Source organism: Pedobacter petrophilus (assembly GCF_009674725.1).
Taxonomy (GTDB): domain Bacteria; phylum Bacteroidota; class Bacteroidia; order Sphingobacteriales; family Sphingobacteriaceae; genus Pedobacter; species Pedobacter petrophilus.
The window spans coordinates 1-19,088 of sequence record NZ_WKKH01000028.1; the positions used below are offsets into that span (position 1 = coordinate 1).

Genomic DNA, 19,088 nt, shown 5'->3' on the forward strand with positions numbered 1-19,088 from the left:
TTCTGCTTTTTTCAAGCAACAACTCTGGGGGTCAATTTAAAATTGGCGAAAGGGGGTCAAATTTATTGGTATATGCACATATACGCTAAAGGTGCCTCTAGGCATCCCCAATAAGTTACCCAGTTCTGATTGTGAAAGCCCTAGTTTTTCCCTGATGTGTTTCATGATAGGGTGGTGTTTTAAATTTTATTAAGCAATAATTGTAGCCTTTTTTTGTGTAGCTTTTTTTTTGTCTACACAAAAATAGGCTACAAAAGTGTAGCCAAAATTACGGTAGACTTTTTTTCGGCTACAATTATTTTGACTACAATCGCTTTGCGCCTATTTAAACCCATTTTTATAATTTTTGGCAACGCATCAAAATATTTTCATGCTTAAAAAAAGCGGTGTTAAATGCAATAAAATTGATTGTTAAATATTTTTACAGCCCATGTTTTTGTTCTGGAAATAATACATCACTGGCACCACTTTAAATTTTGTTCAATAATAATTTTATCGCTGCTCATTTAACCCTATTTTCAGTTGATTGCAGCAGCAGTTCATCGTTTCTGCAGATGCTTCTATTATTGTCAAACCAGGCAAATATTTTTTTTATTACCCATCTTTTATGGCCTTAGATCACAACACGTCAAATTCTTCTAAATCATACCATTTCTTGTAATCATCATAAACCAGCTGCCATTTGGAAGCATTCGCCACTGGCATTCTGTCTGGACTGTTTATCCCGTTTTCCTTCCTTTTTTTGAAATCCTGCTAATGCCTTTAATCCATTTAACAGCAGTATCGAAAGGTTCAGGCGATTTCGAGGAACCCATGTTATGGCCCAACATTGGAAATAACTGATACCCGAAAGGCTTACCCTGTGCTTTAAGTGTATTCAGTCGTTCAATAGACAACCCTACAGGAACCTGAATATCCTTACCGCCGTAAAGCCATAACCCCGGAATTTTTATTTTTTCAGGAGATTTAAGTGGATTAATGGCGGAAAATTGATACCGGTCTGCGTCGTTTTTAATGTGTGCTCGCGCATCAGCTTCATTGTGAGTTACCCAAAAGTTAGCGTTTCCGTTCGTGTAAAATTGAAACCGCAGCTGTTCCAGCGTAGTTACCATTGGCCCGCTAAATAAAACAATAAAACGCACGTGATTATTTTTCTCTGCGGCCAGCGGAATAATCCAGCCGGCCTGACTCGCGCCAATTAAACCGATTGGTAAACGTTTCTCCTGAAGATTCTTTAACAGGGCTTGAACAGCCTCACCTGCATCTGAAGCCAATAAGTTAAGATTGGCTGAATCGATATTATTGGTCCCCACTTCCGGACCCGCATATACCCCACCCGATTCTCCAACTCCACGTTTATCATACGTTAACACGGCGATGCCATTTCTAGCCAAACGTGAAGCCATTTCGATTGTTCTTTTCTCCTGCCCGGAACCATGAACAATTACTACTGCAGTATGCGGGTGCTCCGGTTTCAAAATGGCTCCTGATAAGGTGGCACCAGCACTTTTGAACTGAACATTTTGAATAGTAAAAATCGATTGTCGATTTCCACTTATAGAGGTTTGACAAAACGAATCAATGCTGATGAAAAACAGCATCATGGATAAATAAGCTTTTGTAATCATAAATTTAAGGATTTCAGGTCGTAGTTATTACTTGTATTTCTACTGAAGCAATATAATCCGGCGAAAATATGGATCACAATAAATGTGATCGAATAGTAGTAAAGTGTGATGGAAAGCATATGTTAAAGTTATTTGCGCCGTTCGGTTTAACATTTAATGAATTTCCAAAACTTTATATAGTCCGGATTGATTGTAATTACGTAGATCAAAGATATGGGAAAAAGAATATTTCTATTAGAAGACGACGAGGGGATAAGAGACGTGATTGAGCTTATTTTAGGATTGGAAGATTACGACGTAATTAGTTTTGAAACAGTTACCACTTTTATGGAAGCCAATGTTTATGAAGTGCCGGATCTTTTCATACTGGATGTAATGTTGCCGGATGGAAATGGAATGGATGTTTGTGCAGAACTGAAATCAATCAATAACAATATTCCCGTATTAATGATGAGCGCACATGCGAGTGCAGCAGACGTTGCTGCAACTTGTGCAGCCAACGATTTCATGGAAAAACCATTTGATCTGAATAAACTGATTGAGAAAGTGAACAAACTTGTGGCTTAATCATTTACTCTTGATCATTTTCCTTTACGACCGCAATTTTTTAGACGCGGATGATCCAATATAATAAGGAAAAGTAGCCTTACCAGGATGGGTTTTTGATCAGGTCTTTAAAAGGCTATCTCTTAGGGCTGACCCAACTGTTCTGCGTTTATCATAACAAATAAGCACCTGATAATGAGCCAATCCATCATTAATTAAAAACTTGATTGCTGTCTTTGTAAGAAAGTTGAATTTTTATCCCAACAAAAAGTTACCGATAATGTTATTTTTGTAACATGCAGATCAGGCAACCCATTAGAAACATACAAGATTTTTTATTGAGTACGTATTTCGCGGATGGCCTACGCATTACGCTTGGTGTGCTACTTCCCTCGTTAATCCTGGCGCAGTTTGGTATGCTTAAATATGGCATGACCTTATCATTGGGTGCGCTTTGCGTAAGTATTGTAGATAGTCCGGGCCCGATGGTGCATAGGCGAAATGCGATGCTGGTTACCACATTGCTCATTTTCTTATTTTCTATCCTTACGGGATTAACCAATAAAAACGCTTATTTCGTTGCCTTCCTGCTCGGAGCATCCAGTTTTGTATTTTCGATGTTCTACATTTATGGCATCAGAGCAGCCTCTGTAGGAACCGCGGTATTGCTGGTTATGGTATTGAGTATAGACGACATTCGCCCATGGCAAGAGGTAATTCAGCATGCCTTCATGGTTTTGGCGGGTAGCCTTTGGTACACCGGATTAAGTTATTTTTTTTATCGGCTACGCCCCTTTCGATTGGTGCAGCAATCTTTAAGCGATTCCATTTTCGAAGTAGCAGAGTTTCTGAGAGAGAAAGCAAAATTTTACCATCAGCATAACAATTACGACAAAACTTATGCAGAATTGCTTCAATTGCAGGTTTCAGTGCACGAAAAGCAAGATGCAGTAAGGGAATTATTATTCAGAACCCGCGAAATTGTCCGCGATTCGAGTCCGGAAGGTCGATTTTTGCTCCTGGTATTTGTAGACATGGTCGATCTTTTCGAACAAGTGATGTCTACCTATTACAACTATCAGCAACTCCATTTGCAGTTTGATAAAGCAGGGATATTGAAAGATTATGAAATGGCAATTAAGCGAATTTCATACGCCCTGGATGATATCGCCTTTGCACTTAAAAGTGGTGGCAAACCCGTTGTTTCAAAAAGATTGCTGATTGAAATTGAGCGCTTAAAAATCAAGATCAATCATTTAGAAAAGAACAATACCAACCAGGAATACAATACAATTGGTATTATCGCGCTCAAAAACATTGAGGTTAATATTGAAAATATCTTAGCGAGGGTTAAAACAATATTTAGTTACTTTAAAGTAAGAACCAGTAAAGATATTGGCCGGGCCGAAGTAGATACAGAAAAATTCATCAAGCGACAGAAGTTTGATTTCCAGCTTTTCACAGATAACTTAACTTATAGCTCTTCTACGTTCAGGCATTCATTGAGGGTTACCGTAGTAATGTTGCTAGGGTTTGTCGTTGCAGAAATCTTAAATTTTTCTCACAGTTATTGGATCCTATTAACCATTCTGGTAATTTCAAAGCCTGGCTTTAGCCTTACCAAAGAGCGCAACTATCAACGGTTAATCGGAACAACAATTGGCGCTTTCGTAGGGATGGCTGTACTAACATACATTGATGACCGACATACACTTTTTGTTATCTTATTAATTTGTATGATAGGAAGTTACAGCTTTCAACGGAAAAATTATGTAGTCAGTGTACTTTTCATGACGCCTTATATTTTAATTCTTTTTGATTTTTTAGGAATGGGATCTATTGCATTAGCCAGGGAAAGAATTTACGATACTTTCATCGGCTCTGGAATTGCATTACTCGCCAGTTATTCCCTCTTCCCAACCTGGGAACATGAAAAATTAAAAGAAGCGATGCTGAGTATTATTAAGGCTAACAAAGCTTATTATGGGCAGGTGGCAAGGCTGTATTTCGAAAAAAATTACAACAGAACCGAATATAAATTAGCCAGAAAAGAGGTTTATGTAAGTACTGCGAATCTGGCTTCGCTTTTTCAAAGAATGTTTTCCGAACCGAAAAGCAAACAACTTTTTATTAAGGAAGTGCATCAGTTTACCACGCTCAATCATTTACTATCGTCATATATTGCTACACTTTCTTTGTATAATAAGGAGCACGAATTTACATTCGAAAGCTTTGATGCCTTAAAGCCAATCTCGAATAATACAGATTATTTATTCGACATGACGATTGAGAACTTAGAACAAAATAAAGAAACGTTGGATAACGTACCGCTAATCCGCGTTGCAGACACTGGTTTTCAAATTCACCAGGGGCAGGATTTAGTTCCGGAACAATTTGATTTGATTCAGAAAGTAGCTTACGATATCTATAAACTAACAGGGAAAATAAAAATTTAACTATTTATGGGGCACCTGGAAGTAAGCATATGGTACCGATTGCAATAGAAGGTATTATGAATGGTTTCACAACGGTAAATCCCCGGCTCCGTCTTCCCACATCAAACAATGCCAGCCCTGGTTTGTTAACCTTACTTACTAAAGAATTATTAAGCATGGAAAAGTTATATACAGCTGAAGTTACAGCTACAGGCGGCAGAGATGGTCACGTTAAATCAAGTGATGGAATTTTAGATTTCGAATTGAGAAAACCAAAAGAACTTGGTGGTCAGGGTGGTGCAACCAATCCGGAAGAGTTATTTGCAGCTGCCTGGGGACCATGTTACCTTGGTGCTTTAGGATCAGTTGCAGAACGCGAAGGCGTAGATGTGAGCGAAGCTAATGTTAAGGTTTTAGTATCATTCAACAAAGCTGATAATTCATTCGTTTTGTCAGCAGATTTAGATGTTCATATTCCAGGGATTTCAATTGAAGAGTCGCAATCTATTGCTGATAAAGCACATAGGGCTTGTCCGTATTCTAAAGCGGTAAAAGGCAATATTGATGTCAGGGTTACTGCTGTCTAAAAATATATTAAAGTTTATCTGGATTCCCGTCATTCTAACGAATGACGGGAATTTTTGTTTTGCGGTAGGATTAGCATCAGTATGGAGTGAAGCATTCTGTTTTCCTTAAATGATTTCCACTTTATCCCAGTGTTGACTGGTCATGAGTACTGATATGCTATAATAGCAGTTTACTCGCCAGGCCTAAAATGAGCATGAAGCCAAAAACGTCAGTAAAAGTGGTAATGATAATCGAAGAAGCAATAGCAGGATCAATTCCTACCCGCTTCAGTATTAAAGGAATCCCGGCACCAGTTATTCCGGCAATAAGCAAGTTACCCGTCATCGCCAGGAAAATTACAAGGCCCAACATTGGGTTTCCATCAAATAAGAAAGCAAACAAAAATACAATTAGTCCATTTACCGCACCATTAATCAATCCGACGGTAAATTCTTTTAAAACAGTACGGTAAGCTTGCTTATCTGTAAGATCGTAGAGCGAAATACGCCTAACCGTTACCGCAAGGGCTTGTGTTGCAGCGTTTCCACCCATTCCGGCGATAATAGTCATATAAGCAGCCAGCGATGGTATTAATTTGATCGTTGGATCAAAATAACGAACCACAGATGAAGCCAAAAAAGCTGTTCCAAGGTTAATCACCAGCCAGGGAAGACGGGATTTTACCGCTTCTACCCAGTTACCGCTCAACTCCTCATCTTCAGATACCCCGGAGATCTTTAAGATATCTTCTGTACTTTCTTCCTCCATTACATCAATCACATCATCGAAAGTAACGCGCCCTAAAAGCTTTTGGTCATCATCAATAACAGGAATACTGGTGAGGTTATATTGAGAGATCAAGTTGGCTACTTCCTCCTGATCGGTGTTTGGATGTACGTAAACAGCATCAATTTTAACCAGTTCGGTAATTTTTGCGTCATGCCTTGCCTTGATAATATCTTTCAGCGAAACGATTCCCCTAAAAATTTCCGCATCATCAACTACATAGATGGTGTAGAATTCTTCCATCTGTTCGCTTTGCCGGATAATCTCGTCTATTGCATCTTTTTTAGTCAGGTTGATGTTCACACAGATCAGTTCCGTATTCATCAAACCACCGGCAGTCTTTTCGTCGTAGGTTAAAAGGTTTCTGATTTCTGATGCATGTTCATCCTGCAGGTCTCCCAGAATTTCCTTCTGTTCGTGATCTTCAAGCTGAGAAATGATATCTGTCGCATCATCATAATCCAGTTCCTCAACAATTTCGGTACGTTTATCAGGATGAAGTTTAAAAAGTAAATCCTCCGGGTGAGACTCCTCGTCCATTTCGGAGATAATTTCCGAAGCAATTTCTGCAGGCAGTAAATTTATGATGTGCTGCTGTTCAGATTTATCTAAACGCTCAAAAAGAATGGCTATTTCTGAGGCATGATAATCTTTTAAAACCTCCTGTAGAATTTCATCCCCAGCTAAAATGGCATTTTTAACCTTTAATACGTCTCTTTTATCTATCTCGAATGATTGCATCTTTAACCTAACCTAAAACCTGCTAAAGCTACTAATATAAAAGATTTATTAAAACCTATTCTTTATATCTGTCATTTGGTGCAGAATTCTAATAATTTCTACGTTCCCTTCTTGATTTAACTTATAGAATATTAAATGAGATTTAACCTGCGATGATCTATACCCGCTTAGGATAAAATCCATGTTTTTGCCATGCTCGAAGTTTCGCGTCACATATTCACATTCTGCAATTAAAAGCTCATAATACCGATCTGCCTGATCCTTTGACCACTTTTGATAGGTATAAAGCCATATATCTTCCAGATCAGTTAATGCCGCTTTACTAATGAGCAACTCAATCACTTCAGGTGTTTTTGATGTAATTTTTCTAAATGAGCTTTAGGATCAAAATGCGCAATAAGATTTCCTTCTTCACCAGCTTTAAGTGCCGCACGAAGTAAATTTACTCTCTGTTCTTCCTCTTCCAGTAACCTTAAGCCGGCACGAATCATTTCACTTACATTTTTGAATCTTCCTTCAGAAATTTTTTCATCTACAAAATGTTCAAAATGATCGCCCAAAACCATGGATGTATTTTTCGCCATATTATAATTTATTTAATAAGCTAAAGTTACCAAAAAATGGTACAATTAGATCATATGATTATTTAAACCAGCCTTTACGCCAGAAATAAATGACCTGCGCTACAGCAATGATCCCCATCACAATCCAGGTCCACAAGTAACCATGCGGACTATAAAGTTCTGGCATATTCCCGGGCAACACCTTTCCGGTAACCGGGTCTTCGCGACTAAAGTTCATTCCATAAATGCCGGCAATGAATGTTAAAGGAATGAAAATTGATGAAATGATCGTCAGTACCTTCATAATTTCATTCATCCGGTTGCTGGTAATGGATAAGTTCATATCAATATTCGCTGAAGAAATCTCTTTAAGCGATTCAATAAAATCGATAATCTGGATGCAGTGATCATAAGCATCTTTCATGTACGTTTTGGTCAAATCTGAAATCAGGGCGCTATCCGAGCGGATAATATCGTTCAGCTTATCCCTTTCCGGCCAGGCAACTTTTCTAATCGTAATTAACGATCGCTTAATTGCCTGTGTGTCAAACATAATCCGCCTGTCGGGATGATCATATAACCGGTCTTCAATGGCATCCAGTTCTTCTCCCCAAAAATTGAGCAGGGCAAAGTAGTTATCCACGATCACATCCATAATCGCATACATTAAGTAACTGCTTCCGCCGATCCGGATATTGCCTTTCCCAATTTCTAAACGCTTCCTCACCGGCTCAAAACAATCTGCATAAGTTTCCTGAAAGGTAATTAAGGTACGTTCTGACAAAATAAAAGAGATCTGATCGTTACATAAAACACCTTCTTCACCTAAATATAAATGTCTGCTTACCGAAAATAAATATTTATCATTTTCATATTCATCCAGCTTAGGCCGTTGATAAGAACTGGTAATATCCTCCAAAACCAGTCTGCTGATGTCAAATTTTGAAAACAATGTTTCGAAAATATTCGGATCTCCTAAACCCTTAATATCAAACCAGTAATAAAAATCATCATTCTGAATAAGCTTGTCGATATTATTGATGTGCTCCAGCTCTTCCTTTTTATAAGATCGATCGTTATAGGTATGGAGGATAATTTTCGGTTTTAAGGCATCCTCTTTAATTTCATATAGCCCCGGGCTGGTGCCTGGCTCAGGTACGTTATAATGTTTATGGCGGTTACGAGGCTTGTTTTTTCCCATTACAAATAGAGTTTGGCTTGCGGACCTTGATTAAACAGCAGGTCTACAATACTTAAGTTAGGCAAAAACTGATGCCTGTCTTCAAAAACCTGATAATATGGCTTATTGTTTGCCGCTTCACCAGCTTTTTTTGGATTCATCATTCCCCTGAAATCCAGCGCTTCAGGAATATCATCTTCGTAACTGCTGGTAACGTTTAATTCAAGAGGCAATTTTAACTTTTTAGTAAGCCACGATAGTAATTCCAGGTTATAATCAAATAGGAAATCAAATTTCTCTGTGTAAAAACGAGACATTTCATCTTCGTAAAACTCGAAATAGGCCGAACTCCGGTAGCAGGTTTCCAGGCTTAACCAATGCAGGCGTTGCCATTTGAAGTCGTAACTAATCCGCACATCCTTCATTTTAGTGTGATTTTTGGCCCCTTTAATAATAGGTACGGTTAAATCTAACTTTCCATTCGGCGAATAAATACTCGCCCGGTTGCGGTAAGTTTGTTTCGCTAAATGTTCATTTTTTTCTATTAAAAAATCTTGTCCTACTTCCTTTAATAAGCTGAAGTAGCCAACCGGCGGAAGATAAAATAATGGAAGTATAGCTGTATTCTGCATTTGAAGATTTATGTTTGTAGCTGAAACGTTTTAAAAATAATGATTAAAAGAGGGTTTGCGCATTTGGGCGTATTTTTTTTATTCCTGATTTCGCTGTTACCTCTGCCCCTGCTCTTTTTTTTTGCAAGATTACTATATTATCTGCTTTATTACGTAATTGGCTATCGAAAAAAAGTTGTTCATCAGAATTTAGTTCAATCATTTCCAGAGAAATCTGCCTCAGAAATCATAAAAATAGAAAAGGAATTCTTTCAATTTTTAGCTGACTTAATTTTTGAAATCATTAAAATGTGTACCATTTCTAAGAAGGAAACGCTCAAAAGGGTAACATTTTCCGGATTGGAACAGCTTGAAGCACATTTTGCAGCTGGCGAAAGTGTTTTGGCTTGCACAGGCCATTATGGAAACTGGGAACTGGGCACACTTGCACTTGGCTTAAGCCTATCTGCCAAGACTATGGTGATTTACAAGCCACTCACCAATAAAATATTTGAATCATGGTTTGATAAGATGCGTACTCAATATGGTAATGTCTTTATTGCCATGCGTCAGACCTTAAGGGGAATGGCAGCATATAAAAATGAACCTACCCTATTGTGCTTTGCTAGTGACCAGGCGCCATCGCTTCAGGATACGAAGTATTTCCTGGATTTTCTCCATCAACCAACAGCAGCCTTACTGGGTGTGGAAAAGATTGCCAGGTCTACCAAACGCCCTATTTATTACTTCAAAGTAACGGTAATAAAAAGAGGTTACTATCATGTGGAGGTATTACCGATGTGCCTAAACCCATCAGAAACGAAGGAATACGAAATCACAGACCTTCATTTTAAATTTTTAGAAGATATTATTAAAGAACAGCCTCAATATTGGCTCTGGAGCCATAAACGCTGGAAATTTAAACCCGAATAACCATAATGAATCCTTCAGTAGCCGTTGTTATTTTAAACTGGAATGGAAAAGCATTTCTAAATCAATTTTTACCAGGCGTTTTGCGCTCTGAATATGATAACCTGCGGGTAATTGTGGGTGATAATGCCTCTACTGATGATTCTGTTTCCTTCCTTCAACAAAATTTTCCTGCTGTTCAAATCATTAAGAATGATCAGAATTATGGTTTCGCCGGCGGCTACAATAAAGTGCTCGAGCGTGTAGAAGCTGATTATTATATCCTGTTAAATTCAGATGTAGAGGTAACGCCAAACTGGATCAAACCCGTAATTTCCCTGATGGAAAGTGATGCAAAAATCGCAGCTGCACAGCCAAAAATTAAGTGGCAGCTCAATAAAAATCAATTTGAATATGCTGGTGCTGCCGGCGGTTACCTCGATATTTATGCTTTCCCGTTTTGCCGTGGTCGCTTGTTCAATGTTTATGAGGATGATCAAGGCCAGTATGATGAGCAATCTGAAGTTTTCTGGGCCAGTGGGGCAGCTTTCTTCATTAAAAGCAAATATTGGAAAGAAACAGGTGGTTTAGATGCCGACCTGTTCGCCCATATGGAAGAAATTGATCTTTGCTGGCGATTAAAAAATCTTAATTATAAAGTAATGTATTGCCCCGATGCGGAAGTTTATCACGTTGGCGGAGGTACCTTACAAACAGAAAATCCATTTAAAACTTACCTGAATTTTCGGAATAACCTGATTATTATGCAGAAAAACCTTCCGGCTACGGATGCAATTTTCAGGATTTCCATTCGGATGTGTATTGATTTTATCGCCTGGTGGCATTTTCTGCTAAGCGGAAAGCCAAAATTCACCTTAGCCGTAACCAAAGGTCACTGGCATTTTGTAAAATCCATTGCCAAAACAAACCGAAAGAGAAAAACAAATCAAACACCTTACACCCAACATACAGGGGTTTATAATAACAGCGTAGTTTGGGCTTTCTTCATCAAAAAAATCAGGTATTTTAAAGACTTAGTTCGTAGCTAAAGATTCATCGATAGACTTTTTAATCCAATGAATCGTATTTGATGCAAGACCAACTGTACTAAACTTTATTTTGCCGTTTTTATCAATAACGGCGTGTGTTGGGTATAACGTTACTGAATACTTACTGGCAAAATATCTTCCGTTATCAACCACATGATAATCGTAAGGTGTGGTTTTCATAAATTTTTGCAGATCATATTTTTCATCAGTTGCAATGGCTAAGAAAACAACGTTTGGATTATCTTTATACATCGCTACCAATTCATTTAATTGCGGAATTTCCTGTCTGCACGGCGGGCAGTTAATAAACCAGAAGTTTAAAACAATTATCTTTCCGGTTGATTGTCGTAAGTCAAATTTATTACCGTTGATGTCAGTTGCTTTGAAACCTTTGAAATCATCGCCTTCCTTAAATGATACACTTGGTTTTGGCTTCGGCATTTTTTCAAAATAGGCCAGTTTTTGCGCTTCAGAAAGTTCGTAAATTAAATACTCTGCCGCACCGTCTTCTGTCTTTGTACCCCTCGTCTTTAAACCATATTTACCCGTCGACATTAATTTCTGCCATACCGGATAAGGATAAACATTTCCATCTTCTGCCCTAACAACTGATGTTTCATTGAGCATATTTTGTTTGGAATGATTAGTTTGAGCTTTAACAGTTATTGAACCCACTATTAAGAGCATGAGAAGCACTTGCTTTAGCATATGTTTATTTTTTGATTAATAGACTTTCGAGCGCCAAACGGTAGCCATTCATTCCGAACCCGGTTAACACCCCCTGGCAATTTTTTCCTGTCAGAGATACATGCCGATACTCTTCCCTGGCATAAATGTTTGATATATGTACTTCTACTACTGGTGTTTTAATTGCAGCGATGGCATCTGCCAGCGCAACTGATGTATGTGTGTAACCGCCGGCATTTAAAATAACACCGTCATAACTAAAGCCAATTTCATGAAGTTTGTTAATCAGTTCTCCCTCTACATTGCTCTGATAATATTCAATCGTAATATCTGTATAATTGGCCTTCAATTCTTTTACATAGTCTTCAATACTGGTATTGCCATAGATTGATGGTTCCCTAACGCCTAATAGATTCAAATTCGGACCGTTTATAATTTGTATTTTCATGCGGATGTATCGATTTATTAACTTGAAAATTGATCTTTAATTTGTAAGCCTGCTGCCTAAATTGAGTTGCAATTATACGCAATGATGATAATAAAATCTCTTTTTATGAGGAATGAATTGAGGACTTAAGCAATTCGTCATATCTTTGATGTTGAATAATGACTGTTTTAACTAAATCCTCCTTCTGTGTGGCAATCTTATATTAAAGGTTTCAGGTCTTATTTAAAACTGGAGCGATCACTGTCTGCCAATTCTGTAGATGCTTACCTCAGCGATATTGAGAAATTGGTTCAATATTTCCAATCCATTAATTATTCACCAAACCTGAACGAAATTTCACGGGCAGATTTAAAAGCTTTTATCTCCTGGTTAAATGATCTGGGCATGCTGGCAAGTACACAAGCCAGGGTAATCTCCGGGCTCAAAGCCTTCTTTACCTATCTGATCCTGGAAGAGGTGGTAGAAAATAATCCAATGGCGCTTATTGAGGCGCCCAAACTGAGCAGAAGGCTACCAGATACGCTGAATATCATCGAGATTAATCAACTCATTGATGCTATTGATGCATCCAAACCAGAAGGTATGCGAAACAAGGCAATTTTAGAAGTGCTGTATGGTTGTGGATTACGTGTTACAGAACTTACCGAACTTAAAATTTCCAATTTGTTTCCACAGATAGAATTCATAAAGGTAATCGGTAAAGGCAATAAAGAACGTTTAGTACCCATAGGCAGTGTCGCCTTAAAGCTTTTAGATCTTTATATGAACCAGGTAAGGGTTCACATGACGATTAAAAAAGGGAATGAAGATTTTATTTTTTTAAACCGCTTTGGGGCGAAGCTTTCACGGATTTCAATTTTTAACCTGATCAAAAGCCTCGCGATTACAACCGGTATCAAAAAGACCATCAGTCCGCATACTTTGCGACACTCTTTCGCTACGCATTTAATCGAAGGTGGAGCAGATTTACGGGCTGTACAGGAAATGCTTGGGCATTCCAGCATTACCACAACAGAGATTTATACGCACATTGATCGTGACTATTTGCGTGAGGTAATTACACAGTTTCATCCGAGATCGTGACCTTTATCATTCGATCTTTGCCTTGCATATCTTGCTTTAACTCGATGTTTTTAAACCCTTTGCCTGCTAACATCTTTATCATCTCTTCGCCTAAATATTCATTGATTTCGAAGTATAAGTGTCCGGTAGGATTTAGATTTTTTAGTGCAAATTCGGCAATGGCCTGATAAAAAACCAAAGGATGCTCATCAGTTACAAATAGAGCAAGATGTGGCTCATGCGCTAAAACATGGTGATGCATTTTTGCCTTTTCCAGTTCACGGATATAGGGCGGATTACTCACAATGATATCGAACTTCATCTCACTTTCATACGTAAGGATATTGCCCTCAATAAATTCCACTCCTGCACCAATTAATTCAGCATTTCTTTTCGCAACGGTAAGTGCTTCAGGAGAAATATCCAACGCTTTAACATCAAAATCCGGCAGGTAAGTTTTCAGGGAAACCGGAATACAGCCAGAACCCGTTCCAATATCAAGAACTTTAAGGTTTTGCATACGAACAGGTGCATGGTCGTTGATGATCCAATCAACTAATTCTTCCGTTTCCGGCCTTGGAATCAGTACATTTTCATTTACTTCGTATACAGCGCCGTAAAAATGAGCTACACCCAGAATATGCTGAATTGGTTTGCCGATTTTTAAATCGTTGAGAATGCTTAATAACTTTTGGACTTCTACAAACGTAGCTGAATGATTTTTCGATATTTTCAATTTCACTGGAGATAACCCCAAAACATATTCTACTGCTAATCCGAAAAGTGCAGACGCTTCTTCGCCACCGTATACCGATTCCAATTCAATTTTATATTGTTCTGCTATGGCTTCAATTTTCATTGCTGTAAAATTACTGAATTGAACCATATCATTTCCACATACCCGAATCGATCGTGCATTTTTTTGTTACTTTTGCGCTAATGAGCGATGAGTTTTATCTTAAAAGATGTTTGGAGCTGGCTGCCCTGGGCCTGGGCAGCGTAAACCCAAATCCAATGGTGGGCTGCGTTATTGTAGCCGATGGAACAATCATCGGCGAAGGCTATCATCAGCAGTTCGGTAAGGCCCATGCAGAACCGAATGCCGTGCAAAATGTAATTGATAGATATGGCAATGATGCAGAAAACCTCCTAAAACAAGCCACCGCTTACGTAAACCTGGAACCTTGCGCTCATTTTGGTAAAACGCCTCCCTGTGCAGATTTATTGGTGAAACACCAACTCAAAAAGGTCGTTATTGGCAACAGGGATCCATTCGATGGCGTGGATGGTAAAGGTATAGAAAAACTTAAAAATGCAGGAATAGAAGTGATAAGCGGTGTTTTAGATGAGGAGTGCCGTCATTTTAATCGTCGCTTTTTTACCAGAATCGAAAAAAAAAGACCTTATATAATTTTAAAATGGGCCGAAACCGCCAATGGCTACTTTGCCACCAAAGATGGTCACCAGAAGTGGATCAGCGGAGCCTTAGCCAAACGCCTGGCACACCAGTGGCGTACCGAAGAAGATGCCATTTTAATTGGGAAGCAAACCGCACTGATGGATAATCCTCAGTTAACCAGCAGAGAATTTCCAGGCAAAAATCCTGTTCGGCTGGTAATTGATAAAAACCTGCAAATTCCATTGTCTAATAATGTTTATAATTCGGCAGCTAAGACGATTATTTTTAACGAAGTCAAAACAGATGTAGTCGATAATATCCATTATATTGAAATGGAAGATATGCACTTTTATCTGGCGCAAAAAATTGCCTTTCAGCTTTACCTGATGGACATTCAATCTGTAATTATAGAAGGAGGTGCTCACATTTTACGGCAATTCCTGGAAGCTGATCTTTGGGATGAAGCAAGAATTTTCACCGCTTCTAACAGTTGGAACGAGGGTATTTCCTCACCAACCATCAATGGTAACCTGATCGAACAAATTGGAATTGGTAAAGATCAACTTTCTATTTACATAAGTAATTCAAACAAATGATATACATTGCTTTAAGTGTTTTCTGTAGCGTAATCGTAGCTGTGCTGTTAAAGCTCGCCAAGCGTTATGAAATTAGCATTATCCAGGCCGTTACGGTGAATTATTTTACCGCTTTAACGCTGTGTTTTTTCCTGTTTAAGCCTGAAGTGAGTTTACTATCGGAGTCTGCGCCATGGCCAATTTATATTGCACTTGCTATTTTATTACCCTCCATATTTTTAGTACTGGCTGCATCTGTAAAAAAACTAGGAATTGTTAAAACAGATATTGCGCAGCGATTATCGCTGTTTATTCCAATTCTTGCTGCCTATTTCATTTTTAAAGAAGGGTTTAATCAGTATAAATTAATCGGACTGGGCCTGGGCTTTCTAGCCATTCTCCTCACCTTTATCCGCAAGTCTGATCAGGAGAAAAAATCAAATAACTGGATCTACCCAATTGTGGTATTTATTGGCTTTGGGGTAATTGATGTACTTTTCAAACAAATTGCCTTGTATAAAAGCTTACCCTACACCACCTCAATCTTTACTGTTTTTGCAATGGCCTTTGTGGTCTCTATAGCCATAGTAGCCTATTTAGTCGTTACCAGGAAAACAAAACTACAATTGGTAAATCTGGCTTGTGGATTGATTCTAGGATGCTTCAATTTCGGTAACATTTTATTCTATATGAAGGCCCATAAGGCTTTATCGGAAAACCCATCCACTGTATTTGCTGCGATGAATTTGGGCGTAATTGTAGTGGGTAGCCTGGTTGGTATTCTCGTATTCAAAGAAAAGTTAAGCAAGCTGAATTACGTTGGTATTATTCTGGCCCTTGTGGCTGTGGTTTTCATTACATTATCGCAAAATGCTGTTCGATGATTCTTATAAAACAATAAAAAATACCGCAGAAGGTATTTTTCGTGATAAGGGAAGTAAATTTCTCGCCTTCGCCTATCCTATTCGATCTGAAGCGGAAATCAAACCAATAATATTAAAATTACGGGCAGAACATGGTAAAGCCAATCATTTTTGTTATGCTTACCGGTTAACGCCAGACCGTTCCGTATTTCGGATTAATGATGATGGTGAACCGTCAGGCACAGCCGGTCGACCGATTTTAAATTGCCTTTTATCTGAAGATATTACGAATGTTTTGATTGTAGTTGTTCGCTATTTTGGCGGCACTTTACTAGGTGTTCCTGGTTTAATTAACGCTTATAAACAAGCTAGCATTGAGGCGATTAAAGAGGCTAAGATCATTCCGAAAACCGTTAATGATATTTATGAGGTTAACTTTGATTACCTGCAGATGAACGATGTAATGAAGCTTATCAAAGATGAGGATCTGCAAATTTTATCGCAGCAATTCGATATTCATTGTTCCATAAAATTCGAAGTCAGGAAGTCACATTTGAATCAGGTTTTAGGTAGATTTGATAAAATCACAGAAGCGAAGTTAAAATACCTGGAAACAGTTTAGCAGAATAAAAGTAAAACCACGAATATGAAAATAGCGGAAAGTGACTTAATTATTAACCCTAATGGAAGTATTTATCACTTAAATTTATTGCCGGAGGATATAGCAGGGCATGTGATTACGGTTGGCGATCCTGACCGGGTTGGGGATGTAAGTAAATACTTTGATCGTATTGAATATAAAAAAGGTAAACGTGAGTTCATTACCCACACGGGTTATATTGGTAAAAAACGGGTGACCGTGATCTCCACAGGCATTGGAACAGACAACATCGATATTGTTTTCAATGAATTAGATGCGTTAGTCAATATTGATTTTGCTACACGCGAGGTTAAAAAAACATTAACCTCTTTAAATATCATTCGTGTTGGTACATCGGGCGCTGTACAGGCCGACATTCCGATGGGAACAATTTTAGCTTCTTCTCATGGCTTGGGAATGGATGCATTGATGAATTATTATATCAGCAACCCTTCAGTGGAAGAAAGAGACCTGCTTACTACTGTTCAGTCGCATTTTGGGCATCTTAAAAATATAAATCCATATCTAACAGCCGCTGATGATAGCTTATTAAATACGATTGGCAAAGATTTACCAAAAGGAATTACCATTACGGCACCAGGATTTTATGCACCCCAGGGAAGAATGGTGAGGGCGAGCAATTCCATTCCAAATTTTATCGGACTAATTAATAGTTTCAGCACCAACCAATACCGCATTACCAATCTGGAAATGGAAACGGCAGGGATTTATGCATTGGCAAAAGTTTTAGGACATAAAGCACTATCCATCAATGCCATATTAGCAAGCAGGGTAAAGTTTGAGTTTAGCAAGGAACCCCAAAAAATAGTAGATCAGGCCATCAGGTTAGTGCTAGAGCGAATCTAGTTTCCGGGATATGGATGCCTATAAAAAATCGGATAGGTTTTGCAATCTATCCGATTTGAATCCACTTATTAAACAGCTGCAATCGTTTCTTTAACCAATTCGTTCCCTGCAGTATCATAATAGGTACAGGTCATATCCGTCAGGTCGGTAGTCCATTTTTCCACACCAGCATCTGCGGCATGTTCACAGAAAGAAATAAAGCCCGTTTCTCCCGTTTGATGTATTTTTAAAGCGTGCTTTAATTTCTCTACAGATGATTCCTCGTTAATTACCAGTTCAGAATAGTCATCAGGACTCAATTGTATTACCTCCTCTTCGCTGGCAAAGTAAGCAGATAACCCGTTCGAAACATATACATCGTTTCTCACTACGCCCAAATCTTTTAACTCCTTTATAAATTGAGGGAAATCTGTACCACTGTTAATCTTAGATTCTGCTGCCTGTATATCTTCTTTGGTAAACATAATTATTTGTTTAAGGAAACTTTATAAATGGTGGTTTGCGTATACAAATCATCTGGCTGCAAGATCGTAGTTGGAAACTCCGGGATATTTACAGCATTCGGGTGATGTTGCGTTTCCACGCAAAAGGCATCAAAACCAACATAATCTCTGCCACCCTTTCCGCCCTTCACCTCTAAATATTTCGCCGTATAAAAATGTGCAATTGGCTCTGTTGTGTATACGCTTAAGGTTAAACCACTGTTCTCTTCAATTGTTTTGCTGGCTAAGGAAAGATCGCCGTAGATTTTGTCCAATACAAAAGACTGGTCGTAGCCGGTATCTTCATTCCAGTCTTTTCCAATCTCTTTGCCAGATATAAAATCCAACGGTGTGCCTGAAACAGGAATCAGTTTTCCAGTTACTGAATAGCCTTCATCTTGCTCCAAATAATTCGAAGCAAATATTTGCTGCTGATGTTTACTAACGGTTCCACCTGTTGGCGATAAGTTAAAATAGCCGTGATGGGTTAAGTTAATTGGGGTTGCCGCATCAGTTTCCGCTTCATAACTTAAAATTAACTCATCATTTTCGGTTAACTCGAAAGTTAGGTCAACAATTAAATTGCCTGGAAAATTCTCTTCGCCATCTAAACTTTCATACTCGAGCGTTACCGCATTCTGACTTTCGTTCAGATCAATAACCTCCCATACTTTCCTATCAAAACCGACCATCCCTCCATGTAACGTATTGTCATCATTGTTCAACTCCAGTTGATAAGCTTCTCCATCTACGGTAAACTTTCCGCCTTTAATCCGGTTCGCATAGCGACCAATTACTGCACCCAGGTAAGGGTAGTTTACAAAATAATCAGGATTGGTATATTGTTCAAATTCGTCAAAACCAAGTACAATATCCTGCTTTTCACCATGAATATTTTCTACAATAAATTTGTTAATAATTGCACCGTAATTAAAGATTTTAACGTAAGTGCCTTTGCTATTGGTGAGTTCGATTGCGAATACTTCTTCGCCATCAATAAATTTACCTGTTGATATTTGCTGAACGCTCATAAATTGTAACTTAGGGCTT

The 19,088-nt window shown here is 38.4% G+C and carries 21 protein-coding genes; 10 read left to right on the top strand and 11 right to left on the bottom strand.

What is annotated here, in order from left to right; genetic code table 11:
- Window positions 1-719 precede the first annotated feature (719 nt).
- Window positions 720-1,628 (bottom strand): alpha/beta hydrolase family protein, encoded by a 909-nt coding sequence (locus GJU39_RS16070; RefSeq protein ID WP_209437659.1) that lies wholly within the window; start codon window positions 1,626-1,628, stop codon window positions 720-722.
- 213 nt (window positions 1,629-1,841) lie between these two features.
- On the opposite strand from GJU39_RS16070, the gene GJU39_RS16075 reads away from it, so the two are divergent.
- The 3 genes from GJU39_RS16075 to GJU39_RS16085 all read left to right on the top strand — a co-directional run bounded on the left by GJU39_RS16075 (window position 1,842) and on the right by GJU39_RS16085 (window position 5,196).
- Window positions 1,842-2,195 carry a response regulator transcription factor gene (locus GJU39_RS16075; RefSeq protein ID WP_154282008.1) on the top strand — a complete coding sequence of 118 codons (354 nt, stop codon included), beginning with the start codon at window positions 1,842-1,844 and terminating at the stop codon, window positions 2,193-2,195.
- A 275-nt stretch (window positions 2,196-2,470) separates the two neighbouring features.
- A complete protein-coding gene (locus GJU39_RS16080) occupies window positions 2,471-4,630 on the top strand; it encodes an FUSC family protein (protein ID WP_154282009.1) in 2,160 nt (719 codons plus the stop codon).
- Window positions 4,631-4,659: 29 nt separating this feature from the next.
- Window positions 4,660-5,196 carry an organic hydroperoxide resistance protein gene (locus GJU39_RS16085; protein WP_342448216.1) on the top strand — a complete coding sequence of 179 codons (537 nt, stop codon included), beginning with the start codon at window positions 4,660-4,662 and terminating at the stop codon, window positions 5,194-5,196.
- A gap of 157 nt (window positions 5,197-5,353) precedes the next feature.
- On the opposite strand, the gene mgtE is transcribed toward GJU39_RS16085, so the two are convergent.
- From mgtE to GJU39_RS16110, 5 genes are read right to left on the bottom strand one after another with little or no spacing between them, the layout of a single operon-like run.
- Window positions 5,354-6,703, bottom strand: coding sequence for a magnesium transporter (gene mgtE / locus GJU39_RS16090; RefSeq protein ID WP_154282010.1), 1,350 nt, complete (start codon window positions 6,701-6,703; stop codon window positions 5,354-5,356).
- A gap of 48 nt (window positions 6,704-6,751) precedes the next feature.
- Window positions 6,752-7,045 (bottom strand): type II toxin-antitoxin system RelE/ParE family toxin, encoded by a 294-nt coding sequence (locus GJU39_RS16095; protein ID WP_209437660.1) that lies wholly within the window; start codon window positions 7,043-7,045, stop codon window positions 6,752-6,754.
- Window positions 7,042-7,287 carry a type II toxin-antitoxin system ParD family antitoxin gene (locus GJU39_RS16100; RefSeq protein WP_154282011.1) on the bottom strand — a complete coding sequence of 82 codons (246 nt, stop codon included), beginning with the start codon at window positions 7,285-7,287 and terminating at the stop codon, window positions 7,042-7,044. The genes GJU39_RS16095 and GJU39_RS16100 overlap by 4 nt, the downstream gene beginning before the upstream one ends.
- A 58-nt stretch (window positions 7,288-7,345) precedes the next feature.
- Window positions 7,346-8,467, bottom strand: coding sequence for a magnesium/cobalt transporter CorA (gene corA, locus GJU39_RS16105; protein WP_154282012.1), 1,122 nt, complete (start codon window positions 8,465-8,467; stop codon window positions 7,346-7,348).
- Complete coding sequence (locus GJU39_RS16110) at window positions 8,467-9,078, bottom strand: WbqC family protein (RefSeq protein WP_154282013.1); 612 nt, start codon at window positions 9,076-9,078, stop codon at window positions 8,467-8,469. Before GJU39_RS16110 ends, corA begins: the two co-directional genes overlap by 1 nt.
- Window positions 9,079-9,117: 39 nt before the next feature.
- On the opposite strand from GJU39_RS16110, the gene GJU39_RS16115 reads away from it, so the two are divergent.
- Together GJU39_RS16115 and GJU39_RS16120 are read left to right on the top strand one after the other, a co-directional pair.
- Window positions 9,118-9,990: a lysophospholipid acyltransferase family protein gene (locus tag GJU39_RS16115; protein ID WP_154282014.1), complete on the top strand. Its 873-nt coding sequence runs from the start codon at window positions 9,118-9,120 to the stop codon at window positions 9,988-9,990.
- Between the two features lie 5 nt (window positions 9,991-9,995).
- The gene (locus GJU39_RS16120) at window positions 9,996-11,015 is read left to right on the top strand and encodes a glycosyltransferase family 2 protein (protein ID WP_154282015.1); all 1,020 of its coding nucleotides are present in this window, start codon (window positions 9,996-9,998) and stop codon (window positions 11,013-11,015) included.
- Here GJU39_RS16120 and GJU39_RS16125 read toward each other — a convergent pair.
- Window positions 11,001-11,642, bottom strand: a complete 642-nt coding sequence (locus GJU39_RS16125; RefSeq protein ID WP_167515706.1) for a TlpA family protein disulfide reductase — start codon at window positions 11,640-11,642, stop codon at window positions 11,001-11,003. The two genes, GJU39_RS16120 and GJU39_RS16125, sit on opposite strands and share 15 nt — an antisense overlap.
- Before the next feature lie 85 nt (window positions 11,643-11,727).
- Window positions 11,728-12,150: a type II 3-dehydroquinate dehydratase gene (aroQ, locus tag GJU39_RS16130; RefSeq protein ID WP_154282017.1), complete on the bottom strand. Its 423-nt coding sequence runs from the start codon at window positions 12,148-12,150 to the stop codon at window positions 11,728-11,730.
- 186 nt (window positions 12,151-12,336) lie between these two features.
- On the opposite strand from aroQ, the gene xerD reads away from it, so the two are divergent.
- Entirely contained in the window at window positions 12,337-13,233 is an 897-nt protein-coding gene (gene xerD, locus GJU39_RS16135; protein ID WP_342448217.1) for a site-specific tyrosine recombinase XerD, read from the top strand.
- Here the strand turns inward: xerD and prmC are convergent.
- Window positions 13,208-14,071: a peptide chain release factor N(5)-glutamine methyltransferase gene (prmC, locus tag GJU39_RS16140; RefSeq protein WP_154282018.1), complete on the bottom strand. Its 864-nt coding sequence runs from the start codon at window positions 14,069-14,071 to the stop codon at window positions 13,208-13,210. The two genes, xerD and prmC, sit on opposite strands and share 26 nt — an antisense overlap.
- 80 nt (window positions 14,072-14,151) lie before the next feature.
- Between prmC and ribD the strand changes: the two genes are divergently transcribed.
- Genes ribD through GJU39_RS16160 form a run of 4 tightly spaced genes read left to right on the top strand, consistent with a single transcriptional unit; the run spans window position 14,152 to window position 17,556 of the window.
- Complete coding sequence (gene ribD / locus GJU39_RS16145; protein WP_154282019.1) at window positions 14,152-15,207, top strand: bifunctional diaminohydroxyphosphoribosylaminopyrimidine deaminase/5-amino-6-(5-phosphoribosylamino)uracil reductase RibD; 1,056 nt, start codon at window positions 14,152-14,154, stop codon at window positions 15,205-15,207.
- Window positions 15,204-16,070 (top strand): DMT family transporter, encoded by an 867-nt coding sequence (locus GJU39_RS16150; RefSeq protein WP_154282020.1) that lies wholly within the window; start codon window positions 15,204-15,206, stop codon window positions 16,068-16,070. The genes ribD and GJU39_RS16150 overlap by 4 nt, the downstream gene beginning before the upstream one ends.
- Window positions 16,057-16,671 (top strand): IMPACT family protein, encoded by a 615-nt coding sequence (locus tag GJU39_RS16155; RefSeq protein ID WP_154282021.1) that lies wholly within the window; start codon window positions 16,057-16,059, stop codon window positions 16,669-16,671. Before GJU39_RS16150 ends, GJU39_RS16155 begins: the two co-directional genes overlap by 14 nt.
- Before the next feature lie 24 nt (window positions 16,672-16,695).
- Entirely contained in the window at window positions 16,696-17,556 is an 861-nt protein-coding gene (locus GJU39_RS16160) for a nucleoside phosphorylase (RefSeq protein WP_154282022.1), read from the top strand.
- A 68-nt stretch (window positions 17,557-17,624) separates the two neighbouring features.
- On the opposite strand, the gene GJU39_RS16165 is transcribed toward GJU39_RS16160, so the two are convergent.
- Both GJU39_RS16165 and GJU39_RS16170 read right to left on the bottom strand, forming a co-directional pair.
- Entirely contained in the window at window positions 17,625-18,020 is a 396-nt protein-coding gene (locus GJU39_RS16165; RefSeq protein ID WP_154282023.1) for a DUF1398 domain-containing protein, read from the bottom strand.
- A 2-nt stretch (window positions 18,021-18,022) separates the two neighbouring features.
- A complete protein-coding gene (locus GJU39_RS16170) occupies window positions 18,023-19,069 on the bottom strand; it encodes an aldose epimerase family protein (RefSeq protein ID WP_154282024.1) in 1,047 nt (348 codons plus the stop codon).
- Window positions 19,070-19,088 lie beyond the last annotated feature (19 nt).